The 20,980-nt window shown below is 58.5% G+C and carries 19 protein-coding genes; 14 read left to right on the forward strand and 5 right to left on the reverse strand.

Annotated features, from left to right (window positions below):
- Positions 1-272: 272 nt before the first annotated feature.
- From ACQUTP_RS17165 to ACQUTP_RS17185, 5 genes are all read left to right on the forward strand, one after another.
- On the forward strand, positions 273-1,097 hold the full coding sequence (locus tag ACQUTP_RS17165) for an AraC family transcriptional regulator (RefSeq protein ID WP_017899117.1): 825 nt from the start codon (positions 273-275) through the stop codon (positions 1,095-1,097).
- 151 nt (positions 1,098-1,248) lie between these two features.
- Entirely contained in the window at positions 1,249-2,169 is a 921-nt protein-coding gene (locus ACQUTP_RS17170; protein ID WP_004204197.1) for a dihydrodipicolinate synthase family protein, read from the forward strand.
- A 14-nt stretch (positions 2,170-2,183) separates the two neighbouring features.
- On the forward strand, positions 2,184-3,788 hold the full coding sequence (locus ACQUTP_RS17175; protein ID WP_114506247.1) for an aldehyde dehydrogenase (NADP(+)): 1,605 nt from the start codon (positions 2,184-2,186) through the stop codon (positions 3,786-3,788).
- 15 nt (positions 3,789-3,803) lie between these two features.
- Positions 3,804-5,405, forward strand: a complete 1,602-nt coding sequence (locus ACQUTP_RS17180) for an APC family permease (RefSeq protein ID WP_023319672.1) — start codon at positions 3,804-3,806, stop codon at positions 5,403-5,405.
- A gap of 11 nt (positions 5,406-5,416) precedes the next feature.
- Positions 5,417-6,427 (forward strand): Ldh family oxidoreductase, encoded by a 1,011-nt coding sequence (locus tag ACQUTP_RS17185; protein WP_285755775.1) that lies wholly within the window; start codon positions 5,417-5,419, stop codon positions 6,425-6,427.
- Positions 6,428-6,456: 29 nt separating this feature from the next.
- On the opposite strand, the gene ACQUTP_RS17190 is transcribed toward ACQUTP_RS17185, so the two are convergent.
- Positions 6,457-6,990, reverse strand: coding sequence for a GNAT family N-acetyltransferase (locus ACQUTP_RS17190; protein WP_017899113.1), 534 nt, complete (start codon positions 6,988-6,990; stop codon positions 6,457-6,459).
- Between the two features lie 32 nt (positions 6,991-7,022).
- Here ACQUTP_RS17190 and ACQUTP_RS17195 point away from each other — a divergent pair, with 32 nt between their 5' ends.
- The 9 genes from ACQUTP_RS17195 (at position 7,023) to ACQUTP_RS17235 (ending at position 16,530) form a co-directional block, all read left to right on the forward strand.
- Positions 7,023-7,853: a GNAT family N-acetyltransferase gene (locus tag ACQUTP_RS17195; RefSeq protein WP_306738389.1), complete on the forward strand. Its 831-nt coding sequence runs from the start codon at positions 7,023-7,025 to the stop codon at positions 7,851-7,853.
- 99 nt (positions 7,854-7,952) lie between these two features.
- Complete coding sequence (locus tag ACQUTP_RS17200; protein ID WP_285755770.1) at positions 7,953-10,718, forward strand: sigma 54-interacting transcriptional regulator; 2,766 nt, start codon at positions 7,953-7,955, stop codon at positions 10,716-10,718.
- A 99-nt stretch (positions 10,719-10,817) separates the two neighbouring features.
- A complete protein-coding gene (locus ACQUTP_RS17205; protein WP_004886440.1) occupies positions 10,818-11,240 on the forward strand; it encodes a PTS sugar transporter subunit IIA in 423 nt (140 codons plus the stop codon).
- Positions 11,241-11,254: 14 nt separating this feature from the next.
- A complete protein-coding gene (locus tag ACQUTP_RS17210) occupies positions 11,255-11,725 on the forward strand; it encodes a PTS sugar transporter subunit IIB (RefSeq protein WP_004886443.1) in 471 nt (156 codons plus the stop codon).
- A gap of 16 nt (positions 11,726-11,741) precedes the next feature.
- Complete coding sequence (locus ACQUTP_RS17215; protein WP_048294134.1) at positions 11,742-12,521, forward strand: PTS mannose/fructose/sorbose/N-acetylgalactosamine transporter subunit IIC; 780 nt, start codon at positions 11,742-11,744, stop codon at positions 12,519-12,521.
- On the forward strand, positions 12,499-13,350 hold the full coding sequence (locus tag ACQUTP_RS17220; protein WP_043522309.1) for a PTS system mannose/fructose/sorbose family transporter subunit IID: 852 nt from the start codon (positions 12,499-12,501) through the stop codon (positions 13,348-13,350). Before ACQUTP_RS17215 ends, ACQUTP_RS17220 begins: the two co-directional genes overlap by 23 nt.
- A 12-nt stretch (positions 13,351-13,362) precedes the next feature.
- The gene (locus ACQUTP_RS17225) at positions 13,363-14,424 is read left to right on the forward strand and encodes an SIS domain-containing protein (protein WP_182948285.1); all 1,062 of its coding nucleotides are present in this window, start codon (positions 13,363-13,365) and stop codon (positions 14,422-14,424) included.
- 17 nt (positions 14,425-14,441) lie between these two features.
- Positions 14,442-15,452, forward strand: a complete 1,011-nt coding sequence (locus ACQUTP_RS17230) for an SIS domain-containing protein (RefSeq protein WP_285755768.1) — start codon at positions 14,442-14,444, stop codon at positions 15,450-15,452.
- Positions 15,453-15,585: 133 nt separating this feature from the next.
- Positions 15,586-16,530 carry an Rpn family recombination-promoting nuclease/putative transposase gene (locus ACQUTP_RS17235; RefSeq protein WP_074384302.1) on the forward strand — a complete coding sequence of 315 codons (945 nt, stop codon included), beginning with the start codon at positions 15,586-15,588 and terminating at the stop codon, positions 16,528-16,530.
- 54 nt (positions 16,531-16,584) lie between these two features.
- Here ACQUTP_RS17235 and opgB read toward each other — a convergent pair whose 3' ends face one another.
- The 4 genes from opgB to dnaT all read right to left on the reverse strand — a co-directional run bounded on the left by opgB (position 16,585) and on the right by dnaT (position 20,973).
- Complete coding sequence (gene opgB, locus ACQUTP_RS17240) at positions 16,585-18,876, reverse strand: phosphatidylglycerol--membrane-oligosaccharide glycerophosphotransferase (protein ID WP_428902416.1); 2,292 nt, start codon at positions 18,874-18,876, stop codon at positions 16,585-16,587.
- A 257-nt stretch (positions 18,877-19,133) separates the two neighbouring features.
- The gene (locus tag ACQUTP_RS17245; protein ID WP_004886462.1) at positions 19,134-19,628 is read right to left on the reverse strand and encodes a DUF2501 domain-containing protein; all 495 of its coding nucleotides are present in this window, start codon (positions 19,626-19,628) and stop codon (positions 19,134-19,136) included.
- A 65-nt stretch (positions 19,629-19,693) separates the two neighbouring features.
- Positions 19,694-20,431 (reverse strand): DNA replication protein DnaC, encoded by a 738-nt coding sequence (gene dnaC, locus ACQUTP_RS17250; RefSeq protein WP_025999144.1) that lies wholly within the window; start codon positions 20,429-20,431, stop codon positions 19,694-19,696.
- A gap of 2 nt (positions 20,432-20,433) precedes the next feature.
- Positions 20,434-20,973, reverse strand: a complete 540-nt coding sequence (dnaT, locus tag ACQUTP_RS17255) for a primosomal protein DnaT (protein ID WP_017899103.1) — start codon at positions 20,971-20,973, stop codon at positions 20,434-20,436.
- Between the last annotated feature and the right edge of the window lie 7 nt (positions 20,974-20,980).

Raw genomic sequence — 20,980 nt, forward strand, 5'->3', positions numbered from 1 at the left:
GGCGCAACCCGGGGCGGGCGGCTTGAGCACTTTCGGCAGAGATAATGACGAAATCGGCATAATCGTGCCGGGGTGATGTGCATACGTTGCATAGTTATTTCTTATTAATCATTTGGTTAATGGCGTGGTAAACCGAAAGTGGCGATTGCGCCAGTGGATAAACCAGGGGAAGGCGTAAAGCGGATCCAGGATCGCAAAACCGGCGGTTACCGCTTGAGGTGTTAACAGGAAGTGAATAAATATCCTTCGGTCACTTACCATGAGGAAGCCCTATGATCGGTGTTTCTGAAGCGGCGCCGCCGCGCGCTGTTAATCAACCGGAGCTGGCGGTCGATGAGCTGAGCCAGATCTGCGAAGGGCTGGCGCGCCAGCGGCCGGAGAATATGCCGGCGCTGCTCAATGCCCTGGCGCTGATCGCCCCCCTGCTCAATGCCATCCCCAACGTGGTCTTTTTTATCAAAGACCGCGAGGCGCGTTATCTGCTGGCGAACCTGACGCTGGCCCGCCGCTGCGGTTTCAAAACCGTCTCCTCGCTGCTGGGGAAAACCTCCGCCGACGTCTTTCCTTCCACGCTGGGGCAGGGGTACACCGAACAGGATCTTCGGGTATTACGGGAGGGCGTGACCCTGCGCGACCAGCTGGAAATGCATCTCTACAATGGCCGGGAACGAGGCTGGTGCCTGACGCAGAAGCTGGCGCTGCGCGATGTCCGCGGTCAGGTGATCGGCATGGCCGGGATCTCTCACGATCTGCAGGAGGCCCACGCCCGCCATCCGGCGTGGCAGCGGCTGGCGATCGTCGACGATCATATCCGGCGCCACTATCACCGGCCGATCGCCATGGAAGAGTTGACCGCCCTAAGCGGGATGTCGATTGCGCAGATCGAGCGCTACTGCAAGCGGATCTTTCATCTCACCCCGCGGCAGATGATCCACAAAGTGCGTCTGGAAAAAGCCACCGAACTGCTGGCCGGCGATACGCCGATTACCGATATCGCCTTGCAGTGCGGCTATACCGATCACAGCGCCTTCAGCCGCCAGTTCAAAGCGATGACCGGCTCGACGCCGCGCGATTTTCGCCTGACGCTGCAGGGATAACGGCTGGCTCACACTTTTGTCGACTGTGCTAATTTCGTCATCGGATTAAGGGAAAACCGACAAGCCGCCGGTTCCGCGACGCGTCAATCTGTCAGTGAATATTCACCAATCATTCACCTCGACTTAACAAAATGACGACAAGGAACCGAGCATGAGCAATAAAGCGATTCACTGGAGCGGCGTATTCCCGGCGGTTAGCACGCAGTTTCGTAGCGATTACTCCCTCGATTTAGACGCCACCCACGCGGTGATGAAAAACCTGGTCAAAGATGGCGTTTCCGGGCTGGTGGTGTGCGGCAGCGTCGGGGAGAACACCTCCCTGAGCACTGATGAAAAATTGCAGATTATCGAAGTGGCGAAAGATGCCGCCGGCGGCAAAATTCCGGTGATCGCCGGGGTGGCCGAGTTCACCACCGCCTTTGCCCAGAAGATGGCGAAAGAGGCGGAGCGCGTCGGCGTCGACGGGATCATGGTGATGCCGGCGCTGGTCTACTCCTCAAAACCGCATGAAACCGCCGCCCACTTCCGCAGCGTGGCCACCGCCACCGACCTGCCGATCATGGTCTACAACAACCCGCCGATATACAAAAACGACGTGACGCCGGACATTCTCGCCACCCTGACCGATTGCGACAACATCGTCTGCTTTAAAGACTCCTCCGGCGATACCCGCCGCTTTATCGACCTGCGTAACACCGTTGGCGATCGCTTCGTGCTGTTTGCCGGGCTGGATGACGTGGTGGTGGAAAGTATCGCCGTCGGCGCGGAAGGGTGGATCTCCGGAATGTCCAACGCCTTCCCGCGCGAAGGGGAAACGTTATTCCGTCTCGCCCGCCAACAGCGTTACGAAGAGGCGATGGCGCTGTACCGCTGGTTCATGCCGCTGCTGCATCTCGATGCGCGTCCGGATCTGGTGCAGTGCATCAAGCTGTGCGAAGAGCTACTCGGACGCGGCAGCGCCGTGACCCGTCCGCCGCGTCTGGCGCTGGAAGGGGAAACGCGCCAGCAGGTGGTAGCGATCGTGGAACAGGCGCTGGCGACTCGTCCAGCCCTGCCGGACGTCGGCCTCTGAATCCAGGAGTCAGTATGAATGCATCTCAGAACATGGCGGGACGGCAGTTTATTGCCGGCCGCCGCGTTGCCAGCGGCGAGGCGACGCTATTGAGCCTGCGGGCGGTGGATGGGGAAGCCACCGGCCATCGCTTTTATCCGGCTTCACGCGAGGAGGCCGCCCAGGCCGCGGAGGCGGCACAGCAGGCGTTTGCCGTTTATTCACAAACCACGCCGCAGCAGCGGGCGCGCTTTCTCTGCGCCATTGCCGATGAGCTGGACGCGCTGGGGGAAGCGTTTTTTGCACTCGCCGAACAGGAGACCGCGCTGCCGCTGGCGCGGCTGCAGGGCGAGCGGGCGCGCACCAGCGGCCAGCTGCGGATGTTTGCTGGCGTGATCCAGCGCGGGGATACCTTCGCCGCCCGTATTGATACTGCCTTAGCCGACCGTCAACCGCTGCCGCGCCCGGACCTGCGCCAGTATCAGCAGGCGTTAGGGCCGGTGGCAGTGTTTGGCGCCAGCAACTTTCCGCTGGCCTTTTCCACCGCTGGCGGCGATACCGCCTCGGCGCTGGCGGCGGGCTGCCCGGTGGTGGTGAAGGCCCATCCGGGCCATATGGCCACCGCCGAGCTGACCGCTGAAGCGATCGTCCGGGCGGTCGCGCGATGCGGGTTACCCGGCGGCGTCTTCAATATGATTTTCGGGACTGATATCGGCGCCGAATTAGTCCGCCATCCGGCGATTCAGGCCGTTGGCTTTACCGGCTCACTGGCCGGCGGTAAGGCGCTGTATCAACTGGCGCAGCAGCGTTCGCAGCCAATCCCGCTGTTTGCTGAAATGTCGGCGATTAACCCGCTGATTATTCTACCGCAGGCGCTGCAGACGCGGGCCGAGGCGCTGGCGAACGAGCTGGTGGCGTCATTCACCCTCGGTGGCGGCCAGTTCTGTACCCGTCCGGGGCTGATTCTGGCGCTGCGCGGCGCCGGGCTGGAACGCTTTAAGTCGGCGCTGTGCGCGGCGGTAGCGGGCTCTGCGCCGCAGGTGTTGCTCAATGCGCCGACTCTCCAGCACTACCGCCAGGGCGTGGCGGCCCTGGCGGCGCACCCGCGTATCGAGAGGCTGGCGAGCGGCCTTGCCGCCGGCGCCGGGCAGGCGCAAACCCAGCTGTGGCAGGCTCAGGTCGAGGATCTGCTGGCGCAGGATACGCTGCTGCAGACCGAAGTTTTCGGCCCGCTATCGTTGCTGGTGGAAGTGGACGACGCGGTCCAGCTACAGGCGGTGGTGAAAGCGCTGCAGGGACAGCTCACCGCGACGCTACACGCGGAAGCGGACGACGGCCCGCTGGCGGCGAACCTGCTACCGCTGCTGTGCGAGAAGGCCGGACGGGTGCTGTTTAACGGTTATCCCACCGGCGTGGAAGTGTGCGATGCGATGGTCCACGGCGGCCCGTGGCCGGCGACGACCGATGCGCGCGGGACGTCGGTCGGCAGCCGGGCGATTGAGCGTTTTCTGCGCCCGGTCTGCCTGCAGAATGCGCCGGCCGCCCTGTTACCGCCGGCGCTGCAGGATGCGAACCCTTTGAACCTGCTGCGCCTGGTCAACGGCCAGTGGACCCGGGAAGCGATTTCCTCCTCTCATTGACGCAAGGGCATCACCATGACCATTCACACTACGCATAACAGTCAAACCCGCGTTGCTGAGTCGGGTAAGTTTAAAAAACAGCTGACCCTGACCGACCTCACCTTTATCGGCCTGGGCGCGATTTTCGGCTCGGGATGGTTATTCGCCGCCAGCCACGTCGCATCCATTGCCGGTCCGGCCGGGATCGCGTCGTGGGTGATCGGCGGCTTTGCGGTACTGCTGCTGGGGATTGTCTACTGTGAGCTGGGGGCGGCGCTGCCGCGCGCCGGCGGCATTATCCGCTACCCGGTCTTTTCCCACGGCGAGCTGATGGGCTATCTGCTGGGGTTCATCACCCTGATTGCCTTCTCCAGCCTGATCTCGATAGAAATCGTCGCCGCCCGGCAATACGCCGCAGCCTGGTTTCCGGCGCTGACCCAGCCGGGCTCCAGCTCGCCGACGCTGCTGGGGTGGGTAGTGCAGTTCCTGCTGCTCTGTTTCTTCTTTGCGCTGAATTACTACAGCGTCAAGACCTTCGCCCGCTCGAACAACTTCATCAGCGTGCTCAAGTTTCTGGTGCCGCTGCTGGTGGTGGTGACGCTGTTCGCCTTCTTTAAACCGGAGAACCTGCACGCGCAGGGCATTGCGCCGTTCGGTATGTCCGGGGTGGAAGCGGCGATCAGCGCCGGAGGAATTATCTTCGCCTATCTGGGACTGACGCCGATTATCTCGGTGGCCAGCGAAGTGCAAAAGCCGCAGCGGACTATCCCTATTGCGTTGATTTTATCAGTGGTGCTGTCAACGATTATCTACGTGCTGCTGCAGCTGGCGTTCCTTGGCAGTATCCCCACCGAGATGCTGGCCGGCGGTTGGGCCGAGGTGAGCAAACAGTTCTCGCTGCCGTATCGCGATATCGCCATTACCCTCGGCATGGGCTGGCTGGCCTTTATGGTCATTAGCGATGCGATCATCTCCCCGAGCGGCACCGGCAATATCTACATGAACGCGACGCCGCGGGTGATCTACGGCTGGGCGAAGGCGGGCACCTTTTTTAAAGCCTTTACCCATATCGATAAAGCGTCCGGTATTCCGCGCCCGGCGCTGTGGCTGACCTTCGGGCTGTCGATTTTCTGGACGCTGCCATTCCCCTCATGGGAACAGTTAATTAGCGTGGTGTCGGCTGCCCTGGTGCTGAGCTACGCCATCGCCCCGGTGACCGCCGCCGGGCTGCGCCGCAACGCCCCGGATCTGCCGAGGCCGTTCCGCGTGCGCGCCTTCGCCATCATCGGCCCGGTGTCGTTTATGGTCTCGGCGCTGATCGTCTACTGGTCCGGCTGGAATACGCTCTCGTGGCTGCTGGGGCTGCAGATCGTGATGTTTGTGGTGTACGTGATGTGCAAAGGCAAGGTGCCGGAACATACCGTGAGTCTGGCGCAGCAGGTGAAGTCTTCGCTGTGGCTGATCGCTTTTTATGCGTTGATTATCCTCTTTTCCTGGCTGGGCAGCTTCGGCGGGCTTAATGTTATTGGTCACCCCTGGGATACGGTGCTGGTGGCGGCAATGTCGCTGGGGATTTATTACTGGGGCGCGCGCAGCTGTCTGCCGCAGGCTAATTTTAGCGGAGACGAAGAAGAGTAAAGGAGAACAGTATGGAGTCGGTAACTCTATCGTTACCAGAAGCTTATGACCTGGCGCTGGCGGTGCTCAGCGCCAATGGATTCAGCGCCGACCACGCGGCGGCCATCGCCCGTAACGTGGCTGCCGGGGAGCGCGACGGCTGCGCTTCCCACGGCCTGTGGAGGCTGTTGGGCATTGTCGTTACCTTACGTAAAGGTAAGGTATCGCCTGATGCCGAGCCGCAGATCCACGACCAGGCGCCGGCGATTGTGCGGGCGGATGCAGGGGGCGCCTTTTCGCTGCTGGCCTACGAGCGCGCGTTGCCGCTGCTGCTGGAGAAAGCGCGGCACAGCGGCATTGCGGCGCTGGCGATTAACCGCTGCGTCCATTTTTCCGCGCTGTTTGCCGATATTGAGCCGTTGACCGAGGCAGGGCTAGTGGGGCTCGCCTGTACGCCAAGCCACGCCTGGGTCGCCCCGGCGGGCGGCACCCGTCCGCTGTTCGGCACCAACCCTATCGCCTTTGGCTGGCCGCGGCGGGACAAGCCGCCGTTTATTGTTGATATGGCGACCAGCGCCGCGGCGCGCGGCGAGATCCAGTTGCATCAGCGCGCCGGCAAAGCGCTACCGGAAGGGTGGGGAATCGACAGCCAGGGGCAGCCGACCACCGATGCCACAGAGGTGCTGAACGGCGCGATGTTAACCTTCGGCGGCCATAAGGGCTCGGCGCTGGCGGCAATGGTTGAGCTGCTGGCCGGGCCGCTTATCGGCGATATGACCAGCGCCGAATCGCTGGCGTGGGATAACGGCGCGGGCGGTTTACCCTACGGCGGAGAGCTGATTCTGGCGCTGGATCCGCAGCGCTTTCTCGGCGAGCAGGCACAAGAGCAGCTCGCGCGCGCCGAAACCCTGTTCAGCGGGATGCAGGAGCAAGGGGCACGGTTACCGGGCGAGCGGCGGTTCGCCTGTCGCCAGCAGAGTGAGCAGCAGGGAGTGGCTATCAGCCGCGCCTTATATGATGAGATTTGCGCCTTGCGGCCGTAGCAAAGCGCAGAGCGCGGCGGGGCCGAACATCAGAGCGCCAGGCGCATGGCGCAGCGCGTCTCCGGCGGCAGGCCGTGCCGGGTCTCCTGTTCTCTTTTCGCCGCCAGCCCGGCGGGCAGGGTCAGTTCATCGAGCATGGCGAATCCCAGACGGGTATAAAACGGCGCATTCCACGGCACGTCGCGGAAGGTGGTGAGGGTCACCGCCGGGTAAGCCATTTGCCGGGCGCCGTCGATAACCTGCTCCAGCAGCATCCGCCCGATGCCCTGATGCTGCCAGGCCTGGTGGACGGCGACTTCGACGATAAATAAGGCATCGTCGAGCGGTTCGGTCAGAATAAAGCCAATCGGCTGCCCGGCGGCTTCCGCCAGCAGGCTATGCTCGGTTTCCAGATAATCATGATGACGCGCAACGCTAATCACCTCGCTGTCCGCCAGCCAGGCGAGAGCGGGGATCTGACGAAAAGCCTGAGCGGCGGAACGTTCAATGGCCGGCAGAAGGGCGATATCACTCTCCTCGGTCAGGCGTAATCCGGCACCGGCAGTTATAGTGTTAGTTTTCATCACCTCAGCATAGCAGCCTTCGGGAGAAAAGTATGGAGCTGACCGCCGTTCCCGCCACGCAGTTCAGCAGCGTGCAGTTAACGGATATTCTTAACGCCTGTTTTGCAGACTATCTGGTACCGGTGACCCAGTCGGTGGAGGGATTTGTTCAGCGCTTTAGCGCCGAGGGGATGAGCCTGATCGATTCCCGCGTCTGGCTGGCCGGAGATGAACCGGCGGCGATCGCGATCGTCGCGCGTCGGGGGAATATGGCTCGCCTGGCGGCCTTTGCCCTGCGTCCGGCCTGGCGCGGCAAAGGTCTTGCGCGGAAATTGATGCAGGAGCTGCTCATGCTTCTGCAGCAGCAGGGGATCGAGACGGTTTCCCTGGAGGTGATCCGCGATAACCATGTGGCCGTCGCGCTGTATCAGTCGTTAGGCTTTACGCGGCGCCATGGGCTCTGCGGCTACCTGAGCGCAGAGCCTCAGGCTGCGGCGCCAGGCGTGTTACAGCCTTATCCCACCCTGGCGCTGCTTAGACGCGCCGTTGAGGAGAGTAACAGTCAGCTCCCCTGGCTGATGGATCCGCTTACCTTCGCCACCCTGCCATGCCGCGTCGTGACGCTGGAACAGCGCGCCTTCGCGGTACTGGGCACCTCGGGTTCACGGCCTGTACTGCAGTTTTTATGGGTTGAACCCGCCGCCCGTCGCCAGGGGCTGGCACGGGCGCTGCTGATGGCGCTGGCGCAGCAGTTCCCGTGTATCGGCACTTCGGTGACGGTCCCGGAAACCTTTACGCCGCTATTTGCCGCGGCGGGATATTCACCGCTATCGCTACAGCAGTATGAAATGACGATGGAGTTGAACGCAGCGACGTTCGCTTAAGCGGGAGTGTGCGCTGGGCCGCAAAAAACAGCACAGGGCGCCGATAGGCCTCTCTTTTGCCGCATCATATCTCTTCGTAATGGCGACGAGGGGGATGTAATGCGTAAAACGGAACTGTTGGCTTTTTTGCAAAATCAGACCGATTTTTTCGATCCGGATAACCTGAGCGAAGTGTTCACCGCCAGCTGGCTGGCTCAGCGTTTCGCGATGCAAAGAAATACCGCCAGCCATTATCTCAATCAGCTGGTCGCCCAGGACGTGCTGGTGAAGATCAATACCCGGCCGGTCTATTTCCTGCATAAAAAAGCCTTCTGCCAGCAGTTCTTCCCCCTTTCCCGCAGCGAGTACGCCAGCATGGCGGAACTGCTCGCGGAGAGTGACCGCCAGCCGGAACAGGCGGACCATTTTTCGTTGCTGACCGGCCATGACGGCAGCCTGCGTAAACCGATTGAGCAGATGAAAACCGCGCTATTTTATCCCAACGGCGGGCTACCGCTGCTGATCACCGGCGACAGCGGGACCGGTAAAAGCTATATGGCGGAGCTGATGCACGAGTTCGCGATCGCCCAGGGCCTGCTGGCGCCCGATGCGCCCTTCGTGAGCTTCAACTGCGCGCAGTATGCCAGTAATCCGGAGCTGCTGGCCGCCAACCTGTTCGGCTACGTCAAAGGCGCGTTTACCGGCGCGCAGAGCGATAAAGCCGGGGCGTTCGAGGCGGCAAACGGCGGGATGCTGTTTCTCGACGAGGTCCACCGCCTGGATGCTCAGGGGCAGGAGAAGCTGTTTACCTGGCTGGATCGCAAGGAGATCTACCGGGTGGGGGAGACCGCTCAAGGCCTGCCGATTTCGCTGCGGTTGGTGTTTGCCACCACCGAAGAGATTCACAGCACTTTTCTGACCACCTTTCTTCGTCGTATTCCGATCCTGGTCAGCTTGCCCGATCTTCAACACCGCAGCCGAGAGGAGAAGGAGGCGCTAACGCTGCAGTTTTTCTGGCAGGAGGCCCGGACGCTGGCCGCCCGGCTGCAGCTAACGCCGCGGCTTTTGCAGGTCCTGACGCAGTACGTTTATCGGGGCAACGTCGGCGAACTGAAGAATGTGGTGAAGTACGCCGTGGCATCAGCCTGGGCCAGGTCTCCGGGCAGCGAGATGCTGACCGTGACGCTGCATGATCTGCCGGAAACGATCATGGCGGCGACGCCGGCGCTCAGTGAAGCGATGGGCCAGCAGGAGCCGCTGCTAATCGAGCCGCAGACCAGCCTGGTGTGGCTGCTGCGGGCGCGCGACCCGATTCAGGGGCTGATCTATGACGTTCAGTGTCGGATTTTGGCGCTGCATGAAGCGGTGCTGAATAAAAAAACGGTCTGGGAAGAGGCGCAAAGAAGCATGGGGGAGGAGATTGAAACCCTCTTCGATCGGCTGATCTTTGATAACCAGGATGCCAGTAGCTCGCAGATGTTGCTGCTGATCGCCCATCAGGTGCGGGAGGAGTATTATCGCCTGGAAAAACGCTTCAATATCCAGTTTAACGGTAACTGTCTTTACGCCCTGAGCCACTACCTGATCCATCGATCCCGTCAGGCGCCGTCCACGATGAGCAATGAGAAAATCCGTCTGCTGGCGGATTTTCTGGCAAACAAATTCCCGCTGCTGTATCGCTTTTGCGAAGCGATCCTCGAGGCGCTGGCGCTGAAGCTGGATATTGAGCCCCAACGTATTGACCTGCTGTTGCTGGTGCTGTGGTTCCAGAAAAATGGCGCTATTAGCCAGCAGCAGGTGACCCGGGCGATTATTCTCGCTCACGGTTACGCCACCGCCAGCAGCATCGCCAGCGTGGCGAACCGCTTGCTGAAAAGCCCGCTGTTTGAGTCATTCGACATGCCGCTCGATGTGACGCCGGAGGCTATCGCTAATCAGGTGATGGCCTACATTGAGCGCCACGCGCTGGCGTCAGGGCTGATCATTTTGGTCGATATGGGATCCCTGAACGCAATTCACAGCCATTTTAATCGTCGTCTGAACACGCCGGTGGCGATTATTAACAATGTCTCCACCGGCATGGCGATGTACGTCGGGGAGCGGATTTTGCACGGCGATATGCTGGAAGATATCGTCCGCGAGATCGGCGATGATCTGGCGGTTGAGCACCAGCTCTATTACCCGCAGACCGATAAACCGCGGGCGATTTTGACCACCTGCGCCACCGGACTGGGCGCGGCGGCGAACCTGTCGGCGCTGTTAAAAGCCAGCATCCCTGAAGCGCTTGGCATTGATATTGTGGCCTGTGATGTGGAGACCCTTGCCGATCCCGCGCGGCGGGAGCCGATGCTCAGCCGCTACGAGGTGCTGGCGATCGTCGGCACCCTCGATCCGCATCTTGCCGATCTCCCGTGGATCTCGCTGGATTCGCTGATTTCCGGCGAAGGAAGTCGCCCGCTGATGCGTATCTTCGGCGAACTGGCGACGGCGGAGCAGGTTAGCGAGATCAACAACCTGATCCTGAAAAACTTCTCGCTGCGGAGAGTGATTGAGTCGGTGACGATCCTTGATACCGCGAAGGTGATTAACCAGGTTGAACAGTTTTTGCTGCGCTATGAGCATCTGGCCGGGTACGAGGTGCCCAACGAACGTAAGGTGGCGCTGTATGTGCACATCAGCTGTCTGATAGAGCGGTTAATTCGCCACGCTTCCCCAACCCATTATTCGGGAAGGCAGTGTCCGGATCGCGAGCTGGCTACGCTGCGCGAGGCCTTTAGTGTCATAGAGAGCGGATATAGTGTCAAAATTCCCGTTGTCGAGCTCTATTACATTCACGACATCCTGACGCGGGAAACGGAATTTATTCAGGAAGATCAAGAGTTTTAACGCTTCTCCCCCTTTTATCCTTACGTTAGCCGACGCGCCACTGTTTCTGGCACGTCGGTTGCAATTAAGAAAGCAGTGGAATGCGCTTTCGAGGTAAGGATGAAACGACACTATATTTTTGCCAGCCACGGCACCTTTGCTAACGGTTTGTTGAACTCTGTGGAGCTGATCCTCGGTAAACAGCCGGATATTCATACTCTGTGCGCCTATGTAGAAGAGGAGGTCGATCTGACGCAGCAGGTGGAGGCGCTGCTGGCGCGTTTCCCGGCGCAGGATGAGCTGATAGTGATTACGGATATTTTCGCCGGCAGCGTCAATAATGAGTTTGTGCGTTTTTTATCGCGCCCGCACTTTCATTTATTATCTGGGTTAAATCTACCGTTAATTATTGACCTGCTTATTTCTGCAGCGGAAGAGAATACCGAAAAATTAATTTCTGAAGCATTAATCAACGCCAAAGAGAGCATTCAGTACTGCAATCAGAGTATTGCCGGGGCGATGACTATGGATAAAGACTTCTGAAATGAGGATGCATGATGATTACGTTATTAAGGGTTGACCATCGATTACTTCACGGCCAGGTAGCCTTTTCCTGGACCCAATATGTCGGTGCCGATTGTATTTTAATCGCCAACGACAGTGTCCCTGAGGATGAACTTCGGAAAACCACCATTAAGCTTGCTAAACCACCCTCGGTAAAGCTGGTGATTAAAAATATAAATGATTCTATTGAAGCGATAACAAGTGGGGTTACCGATAAATATAATTTATTTATTGTTGTGGAATCGGTCAATGACGCCTGGCGTATTGCCAGCGCCGTTGAGGAAATAAAAAGTATTAATCTCGGTGGGATTAAGGCCAAAGAGGGCAGTAAAAATATTTCTAAGGCGATTAATTTACTGCCGGAGGAAATAGAGCAGTTGCAACAACTGGTGGGCAAAGGCGTCGAGGTGGAAATTCGCCAGGTCCCGAACGATCGCAAACAGCTTTTTACGGAATGCGTGTAATTCCGGAGGACAGATTATGGTAGAGGCTCTCTTACTGGGTCTGGTGGCGTTTATCGCGCAATCGGAATATGCCTTAGGGACGTCGCTGATTTCCCGGCCTATCGTCACCGGGCTGCTGACCGGTCTGGTGCTGGGGGATGTGCAGACCGGCGTCATCATGGGCGCGACGCTAGAGCTGGCGTTTATCGGATCGTTCTCCGTTGGCGCCTCGATCCCGCCCGACGTGGTGACCGGCGGTATTCTCGGCGTGGCGTTCGCCATCACCTCCGGCGCGGGCACGGAAACGGCGCTGTTGCTCGGTCTGCCTATCGCCACCCTGACCCTGATCCTGAAAAACGTTTATCTGGGGATGTTCATTCCGTTGCTCAGCCAGAAAGCGGACGGCTATGCGGAACGGGCGGATACGCGCGGCATTGAGCGGATGCATTTGATCGCCGGATTCGGCCTGTCGCTGATGCTTGCCACGGTGGTGACCGTCTCATTCCTGGTGGGCAGCAACGCGGTGAAATCTCTGCTCGATGCGATCCCGGAATTTATCAAACACGGACTCAGCGTGGCCACCGGGATCATTCCGGCTCTCGGCTTCGCGATGCTCGCCAGGTTGCTGATTAACAAGAAAGTGGCGCCGTACTTTTTCCTCGGCTTTGTATTGATGGCCTATTTGAAAATCCCGGTGACCGGTATCGCCATTCTCGGCGCCATCGTGGCGGTGGTGATGGTTAACGTCACCGCATTGAGCGCACCTCGTACCACGACAGAACAAGGAGTCAGCGATGACGACGAAGATGATTTCTGAAGAGACCCTGCAGCCGCAGGAGCAGGAAGAAACGCGAATTACGCCGCGTGATTTACGCCGGGTGTTCTGGCGCTCCTTCCAGATGGAGTTCTCGTGGAACTATGAGCGACAGATGAATCTCGCCTTTGTTTACGCGCTGATCCCGGTGCTGAAGAAGCTCTATCCGCGCAAAGAGGAGCTGGCCGGGGCGTTGAAACGCCATCTGGTGTTCTTCAATACCACGCCGCATATCGTCACCCTGCTGCTGGGGATCACGACGGCGATGGAGGAGAAAAATAGCCAGCAGAAAAATATGGATGCCAATGCGATTGATAACGTCAAAGCTTCGCTGATGGGGCCGCTGGCCGGGCTGGGAGATTCCTTTTTCTGGGGGACGCTGCGCCTGATCGCCACCGGTATCGGCACCAGCCTGGCGCTGAAGGGCAATATTCTCGGGCCAATCCTGTTTCTGCTGGTATTTAACGTGCCGCACATTCTGGCGCGCTGGTGTTTTACCCGCTGGGGCTACGTGCTGGGCACCGGCGTCCTGCAGCGGATCCAGAAGAGCGGAATGATGGAGAGCCTGACCTACGGGGCATCGATTATCGGCCTGATGGTGGTCGGGGCGATGACCGCCTCAATGATCGATATCACCATCCCTGTCTCCTTTGGCGCCGGGGAGGCCAAAACCCAGGTGCAGGACATCATCAACGACATTCTGCCCTGCATGCTGCCGCTGGTGAGTTTCGGCATCGTCTACTGGCTGCTTGGGCGCAAGGTTAAACCGCTCTCTATTATCGGCGGAATGGCGGTGGTGGGCATTCTGGGTTCGTGGATCGGATTGTTTTAACGGGAGTGAGCTATGCAACCAACAATGATGACCTATATCAGCGAAGAGCCGGCCTGTCTGGCGCAGATCCTGCGCGACTACCGGCAAAAGCTGGCGGCGATTGAGACCTTTGCCCGCCAGCACCCGGTACGCCGAATTTTGCTGCTGGCGACCGGATCGTCGCTGAACGCCGCGCTGTGCGCGCGCTATTTCTTTGAACAACGCTTCGGCGTGCTGGTTGACATTAAAGAGCCGTACAACTTTACCCATTACGAAGCTATCGACCCGCATACCGATCTGGTGGTGGCGATTTCACAGAGCGGAAAAAGCGCGTCGACGCTGGAGGCGATGCGTAAGGTACAGGCCTCAGGACTGCCGGTATTTTCCCTGACCTCCGACCCGCAAAGCCCGATAGCCCGCGCTTGCGATGGCGTTCTCGATATCAATACCGGGATCGAGAGCGTAGGGTTTGTCACCCGCGGCTTTAGCGCGACAGTGCTGAATCTGCTGCTGATGGCGCTGATGATTGCCCGCAGCCAGGGGAAGGCCAGCGAAGTCGAGGAGCAGCACTATCTTGCCGAATTCCAGCGGCTGGCGGCGGCGATCCCGGAAGTTACCGCCCGCACCGCATGTTTTATCGACAAGCATAGCGAAGCGCTGCGGGGAGGTGAGCGCTTTGTCGCTACCGGCTACGGCGCGCTGGTTGGCGTGGCGAAGGAGTTCGAAACCAAATTTACCGAGACGGTGCGCGTGCCTTCCAGCGGCTTTGAGCTGGAAGCCTATATGCACGGCCCCTATCTGGAAGCCAATGCCCGCCATGTGATGCTGTTTATTGAAGATACGCCGGACGGGCGAACCCGGGCGCTGCGCGACTATATGGCGCCGTCCATTGCCCGGGCCTTTACCCTGACGCTGGGCGACGAAGAGGATGAACAAACGCTGGCGCTTAACTGCCCGTGCGAGCATCACCTGGCACCGCTGCTGATGATTGTCCCAGTGCAGATGCTCGCCTGGCATACCGCCGGGCTAAAAGGCATCGATCTGGCGATACGTATTTTCGACGATTTTGACCGCGTATTAAAAAGTAAAATCTGATTATTCAGGAGAAAACTATGTTGGGTTTTAATCAGGACGAGTACCTGACCAGTGCTCGCGAGATCATTGCTGCGCGTAAACAGGCTGAAACCGTGGCCGACGCTATTTATGACAGCGGCTGCAGCGCATTATTTTTTGCCTCGGTTGGTGGTTCCCTTGCCCCGATGATGGCTATTAATGAGTTTGCCAAAGAATTAACCAGCGTGCCGGTTTATCTTGAGCAGGCGGCGGAATTAATTCATCGCGGGCATAAAAAATTAAATAAAGAGGCGGTTGTTGTCACGCTCTCTAAATCCGGCGATACCAAAGAGTCGGTGGCCATTGCCGAATGGTGCAAGGCGCAGGGGATACGCGTGGTAGCCATTACCCGTCATGCCGATTCGCCATTGGCTGCCGCCGCCAGCTGGCATATTCCGATGTGCCACAAGAACGGCGTGGAATATGAATATATGCTGCTGTACTGGTTATTCTTCCGCGTCATTTATCGTCATGGTGAGTTTGCTGAATATGCGCGTTTTGCCAGCCAGCTGGAATTGCTGCCGGAAAATCTGCTAGAGACCAAGCGCCAGTTCGATCCTCAGGCGGACAGCATTGCCGCGCAATACCATGACAGCGACTATATGATGTGGATTGGCGGCGCGGAAATGTGGGGTGAGGTCTACCTGTTCTCGATGTGTATTCTCGAAGAGATGCAGTGGAAGCGGACGAAGTCGGTAAGCTCGGCTGAATTTTTCCACGGCACCCTGGAGCTGCTGGAAAAAGAGGTCCCGTTGTTTCTGGTGAAGGGCGAGGGGAAATGCCGGGCGCTGGACGAGCGCGTCGAACGCTTTGCCGAAAAGATAACTGACCATCTGGTGGTGATCGACCCACGCGACTATCCGCTGAACGGCATTGATGATGCGTTCCGCTGGATTATGGCGCCGTGCGTGGTGTCCACTCTGCTGGTGGACCGGCTGGCGGCCCACTTTGAGCACCATACCGGCCACGACCTGAATATCCGCCGTTATTACCGGCAGTTTGATTACTAAATCTTGCCCATGGCGGCCAGTCAGACTGGCCGCTCCGCTATTCTCCGAGGCGCTTCCCAGAAAATCATCGTCAAATCCAGCCGGGTAAAAACCGGTGGTAGAGTCCGGCTTTCCTTCTCTTTCAGGCAAGCGGATGGCCATGAAAAAACGGATGACCTCAACGCCGCATGATGCGGTCTTTAAACGATTTCTTCGCCACCCGGAGACAGCGAATGATTTCCTCATGCTCTATCTTCCCGAAGCGATCCGCCAGCGGTGCGATTTCGCTACCCTGAGGCTGCAATCGGCGAGTTTTATCGATGAGGATCTGCGCGCCTGGTATTCGGACGTGCTGTGGTCGGTGCGGACCACCTGCGGGGCGGGATATATTTACGTGGTGATAGAGCATCAGAGCTCGCCGGACAACCATATGGCTTTTCGTCTGATGCGCTATGCGATTGCCGCGATGCAGCGACACCTCGACGCCGGGCACAAAACGCTGCCGCTGGTGGTGCCGATGCTGTTTTATCACGGCGCAACCAGTCCGTATCCTTTTTCCCTCAACTGGCTGGATGAATTTGCCGACCCGCAGCTGGCGAAGAGGCTGTACGGCAGTCAGTTTCCATTGATCGACGTCACGGTCATGCCGGACGATGAAATCGTGCAGCATCGGCGGGTCGCCCTGCTGGAGCTGATGCAAAAGCATATTCGCCAGCGCGATCTCAGCGACATAACGGAGTCGTTGGCGGCCGTGGTGATGCTGGGATACACTAGCCCCCGGCAGTTGAGAATGCTGTTTCACTATATGCTGCAGTACGGTAACACGGCCGAGCCGGGCGTGTTTCTCCGCCGGCTGGCCCGCCGTCTGCCACAGTATGAGGAGACATTGATGTCTATCGCGCAAAAGCTTAAGCAGGAAGGTCGACAGGAAGGTCGGCATGAGGGCCGACAGGAAGGGCGCCTTGAGGGCTTACAGGAAGGGAGCCGGCGTGAGGCGCTGCGCATTGCCGGCAGCATGTTACAGAATGGCCTCGACAAAGAGACGGTACAGAAGATTACCGGACTGTCGGCTGACGAGCTCAAGCCGCTGTATTGCTAACACCCCGCCACCCAAACCGTTGCCCGGCGCCAAAACCCGCCGGGCAAGGTGGCTTTAACCTTCGCTTTTCACCACTTTGATCTCCACCATACCGATCCCCAGCTGACGCGGGGAGTGGCCGAGGATATTGCCCTCGTTGGTGGACTGCGGGTCCGGCGGAGTGATGGTCAGCGTGTTGCTGCGCGTCGGGTTGTCGAAATGCAGCGTCGTGGTGGTCACATCATTGACCAGAGTAAGCACTTGCTCACTTTGACCAACCCGCACCGGGATCGGCTTATTGGCATTGGGACCGTAGGCTTTGGCGGTGATCACCAGATCAAATTTCTCCGGCAGCGGCTCTTTATATTCAATCTTCACGTCGCTGCCCAGCTGGGCATTGGACCACCGACCCCAGGACTCGGGGCGCGAAATGCCGCTAAACTGTTTCACCTCTTCCGGCGCGCCGGCAACGTTAAACACGAAGCTGTCGGCCTTATAGCGAATATCGTTGTCGACAACTTTCAGCGTATCGACGTTGCCCTTATAGCGCTCCATATCGATAAGGGTGTCCCTGAAGGCGGTCTTGCCTTTCCACTGTGGCTTATCAACGTGCTGAACCTTCTGCTCACCCCCGAGCTGGCCCTGCGAGACGCACCAGTCGGTGGAGAGCGCCAGCTCAGGAGACCACAGCTGGCCCATTTTATAGCAGCGATCGACCCACACGAAATTATCCCGCGGTGCGAAATCGGCCAGCTGGAAGCGCAGCGGCGCCGAGTATTCGCTCTCCGGCAGCGGTTCAACGCGCTGATCCGACACCCGGAGCAGCAGCGGCAGACGGAAATGGCTGCCGGAGAAGGCGATCATGTTCTTCTGCGAGTCGATGGTGAAGTTTTTAATCTCTTTCGGGAAGTTCCACAGGCGGATCACGTCGGGTTTCCAGGCCAGGATCTTCTCTTTCATATTGATGAAAATACCGGAGAGCGACTGGCCAGAGAGACTGCTGCGCCCGAGGCCGATATAGTTATCGCCACCGAGAATATCCAGCACCGTCGCACCGTTATCCATGGTGTTGCGTTTCACTGCCAGGGTCTCCTGCTGCGGCCGATCGCCGCGCAGGACAAAGAACAAATTGCTGCGATCGTGCTTGTTGAGGTAATCCCAGGCGCTGTTCTTCATGGCCAGGTGGTCGGAAGAGACCACGATGACCGTGTTTTTGAAATAGGGAGAGGCTTTGATCTTCTCGATTAGCGCGGCGATATGTTCCTGGCTGCAGCTAACGGCGCTAAAGGAGAGGTTTTTCTTACCGTCCACGTCATAGCGTTTACGCTCGCAGGTGCGCGAAATAAAGCCGTCGGGATGGTGGGTGTCCACCGTCAGGGCGAACAGCGAAAAGCGTTTTCCGGACTGCGACAGCTCTTCGAATTTTTTCCACGTCTCCTCAAGTACCGTGTCGTCATAGAAGCCCCAGTCGTTGCGGTAGGCGGGATCCGCTACCGTGGTTTTGAGCTCTTCCGCCCCGAACAGGTGATCGAAGCCGTGGGACTTGAGAAAGACGTCTTTGCCAGCAAAGCGCAGGTTAGCTCCCTGCACTAAATAGTTTTCGTAACCGGAGTTTTTCAGGATATCGCCAAGGCAGATATTCTGCGGAAAGAAGCTGGATACGGAGGCCGAAGCGTTGCCTTCAAACGGCGCAAACAGCGGAATGCCGCACTGTGACGCGACCATGCCGGCGATGGTGTAATCGGTCCCCGGCAGCTGCATGGTATTGCTGAAATCAATGCCCTCATCTTTAATTCTGCCAAGCTCAGGGGTGAGGTTGGGGAACGCATCGTTATCAAAATAGGTGCGCTCAAGGCTTTCGCCATAGATATAGACCAGATTCAGCTGCGGATTGTCGATACGCTTCGACGGTTCTTTGTAGTACGCGGCAAAGTCCGGGTCTCCTTCCCGTGATTGCGATTTCACCAGCTCGCTGATTTGATGGAAGGCCGGGCTGGCGTCGACCGAGGCCAGCGCCAGCAGCAGCGCCGCCAGGCTGTAGCCGACGTGATGAGGATGATGCCGACGGCGGCGCAGCACCCACCCCAGGGCGCCAAAAACGGCAACCAGCGCGACGGCCACGCCGACGCCCGGCAGAATGTATTTGCCGATCCCGGCGCCGGTCAGGCTGTTGGTCAGAGTGTAGAGTACCGCGTCGTTGATGCCGTCGCCGGTAAAGTAGTCGCTGGCGTAGAGGGTGATATTCAGCACCACGAACAGGCCTAACACCGTGAGCGTGGCGGCAAACCACCAGGTGTTACGACCCGCTTTCCAGGCATAAAGCGCCACCGAAGCTAAAAATAAGGCGATGGATAACAACTCTGACACAGCTCATCCTCATTAACGCCAGTTATCGGCTGGCAGAACAGATTACTTTTCAAGCCACACTGTAATTGCAGCGCCATCTTGCTGCAATTCTAGCGTCATGAAAGTGTGCAGTTATTCAGAATTGGTTTAGAAGTTGCTTTTTTTGATCGGCGTCGCAGCCGGCGTGGCGGGGAAGCGCAAGGAGAAAAAGGAGAAAAAAGCCGTTTCAGGCCGCGCTGCCGTCGCGAAGGCGACAAACGCGGCATTAGCAGTACGTATCAGGAGAGGAAGTTAACGCCCTGTTTTAAGACCAGATCGCAGGCTTTGGTTTTCACCTGTTTCGCCAGCGAGCTGTTGCCAAGCGTATTCAGGTCCAGCTGCTGGCCGTTATTACTGTTGAGCAACCCCTGCAGGCCATCGAGATAGTTGGTGTCTTGTTTCTGTTTTTCCGGCGTGCTGAGTCCTAGTTTATCCAGCACCTGGTTTTTGACGTTATCGGCGCTGGTCACGGAGGCCAGCTTCTGTTGCGCGCAATATGACAAGATCCCGGCCGCATTATTCATGCTGCTGGCGGTCAGCGACTGGCTGCTGCCACTGAGCAGGCTGGTTAGCGAGGAGACGGACATGCCGCCGCTGCCAGCCTGGGTGCTGCCGCCGCTGAGCTGGCTGGCGGCGCTGTTGAGAGAATCCTGCCAGGAGGCAGCGTGGGCCCCGGAGAGGGTAAATGCGCTGAGGGTAAGCGCGGCAAGTAAGCCATTTTTTAACGATTTCATAGACGGACTCATAAGCGTGACTGAAGAATCACTTTAGTATAACGCCGCCGTTGTCCGGAAATCTCTTAATACTCCTTGCCGGTGACGCGGTGCCGGTAACTTTCCCAGTTGAAGATAACCCACAGGCTGTTGCCCAGGCGCATACGGTCCATCACCCGTTCGCCGAGCAGCTTATTCATCTCTTCCATATTACTGTTGGTTAGCATACCGGTAGGCCGTTTGGAGGAAGAGCGGCGGTCAACTATCTGATTGATAATGACCTTTTCATAGCGAGACTCCGTCTGCATACCAATTTCATCAATCACCAGAAGATCGACCTTGCTGAGATCGCTCAGTAATTGCTCTTCGCTCGTCTCCCGATTGCCGAAGGTATCTTTCATGGCTGACATAATATCAGCCACGGTGATAATTAAGACCGATTTCCCGCGCAGCAGCAGTTCGTTGCAGATAGCAGCCGCGAGGTGGTTTTTGCCGGTGCCCGGTTTGCCGGAGAAGATAAAGCTGGCGATATTGCCATCAAACTCCTCCACGTACTGACGCGCCCGGGCGAGGGCGTTCATCTGCCCCTCGCACTCGACGCGATAGTTATCAAAGGAGCAGTTCTGATGCAGGGGGCGGATCCCCGAGCGGTTAAAGGTGCGCTGCATTTTCATCGCGCGGTTCTCCCGCTCCAGCGCTTCGGAACGCAGCTTGCCTTGCTCTTTTTGCCAGGCCAGCAGCTCTTCGCCGGTTTTAAACGCCGGTTCGATATGAGCCGGCATCATTTTCTGCAGGCGCTTCATCAGATCGCCAACGTTTTTCATGCTCATCCTCGGAAACCTCGCGGAATATGACTGTCGGGTTCGCTCACGCTGTTCACATCGCGCTTCGGCTGCCCGCCGTTGCTGGCGCGGCTGATTTGCACGCTGCGAGCCAGTTTCTGCTGCCACTGCACGTGGTGAAACACTTTACCTTCCGCCTGCCAGTAAGCGACGAAAGCGGCCAGCTCTTCCGGGGTGACCGGCTGGCTCAGGGCGATGCCCCACAGCGCGGCCAGACGCTGAAAGTCGGCGTCCGGCTGCCAGGCCGCATACATGGCAAATTTGCCCATCGGCACCGCAACGGGCGCCGCCGCGGGCTCGTCGAAAAACTGCGGGTCAAGCGCGATGTCGCTGCCGGGGCGCGCCAGCCTGGCTTCCAGTTCCAGCAGCTGCGCCAGCCGGTCTGGGGTCAGCGCATAGAACGCCGGGGCGTTGTTGGCAAAAACGGCGACAGTGCCGTCAGTCGATTTCGCCAGCAGCGCCGCGTGCTGCTGGAGGAACTCTTCCAGGCCGCTAAAATGGGAGGTTAAAATTCGCGAAGACATAACTCTA

The sequence above is a fragment of the Klebsiella sp. 2-CIP_Kleb. genome (assembly GCF_050378715.1).
GTDB lineage: Bacteria > Pseudomonadota > Gammaproteobacteria > Enterobacterales > Enterobacteriaceae > Klebsiella > Klebsiella quasipneumoniae.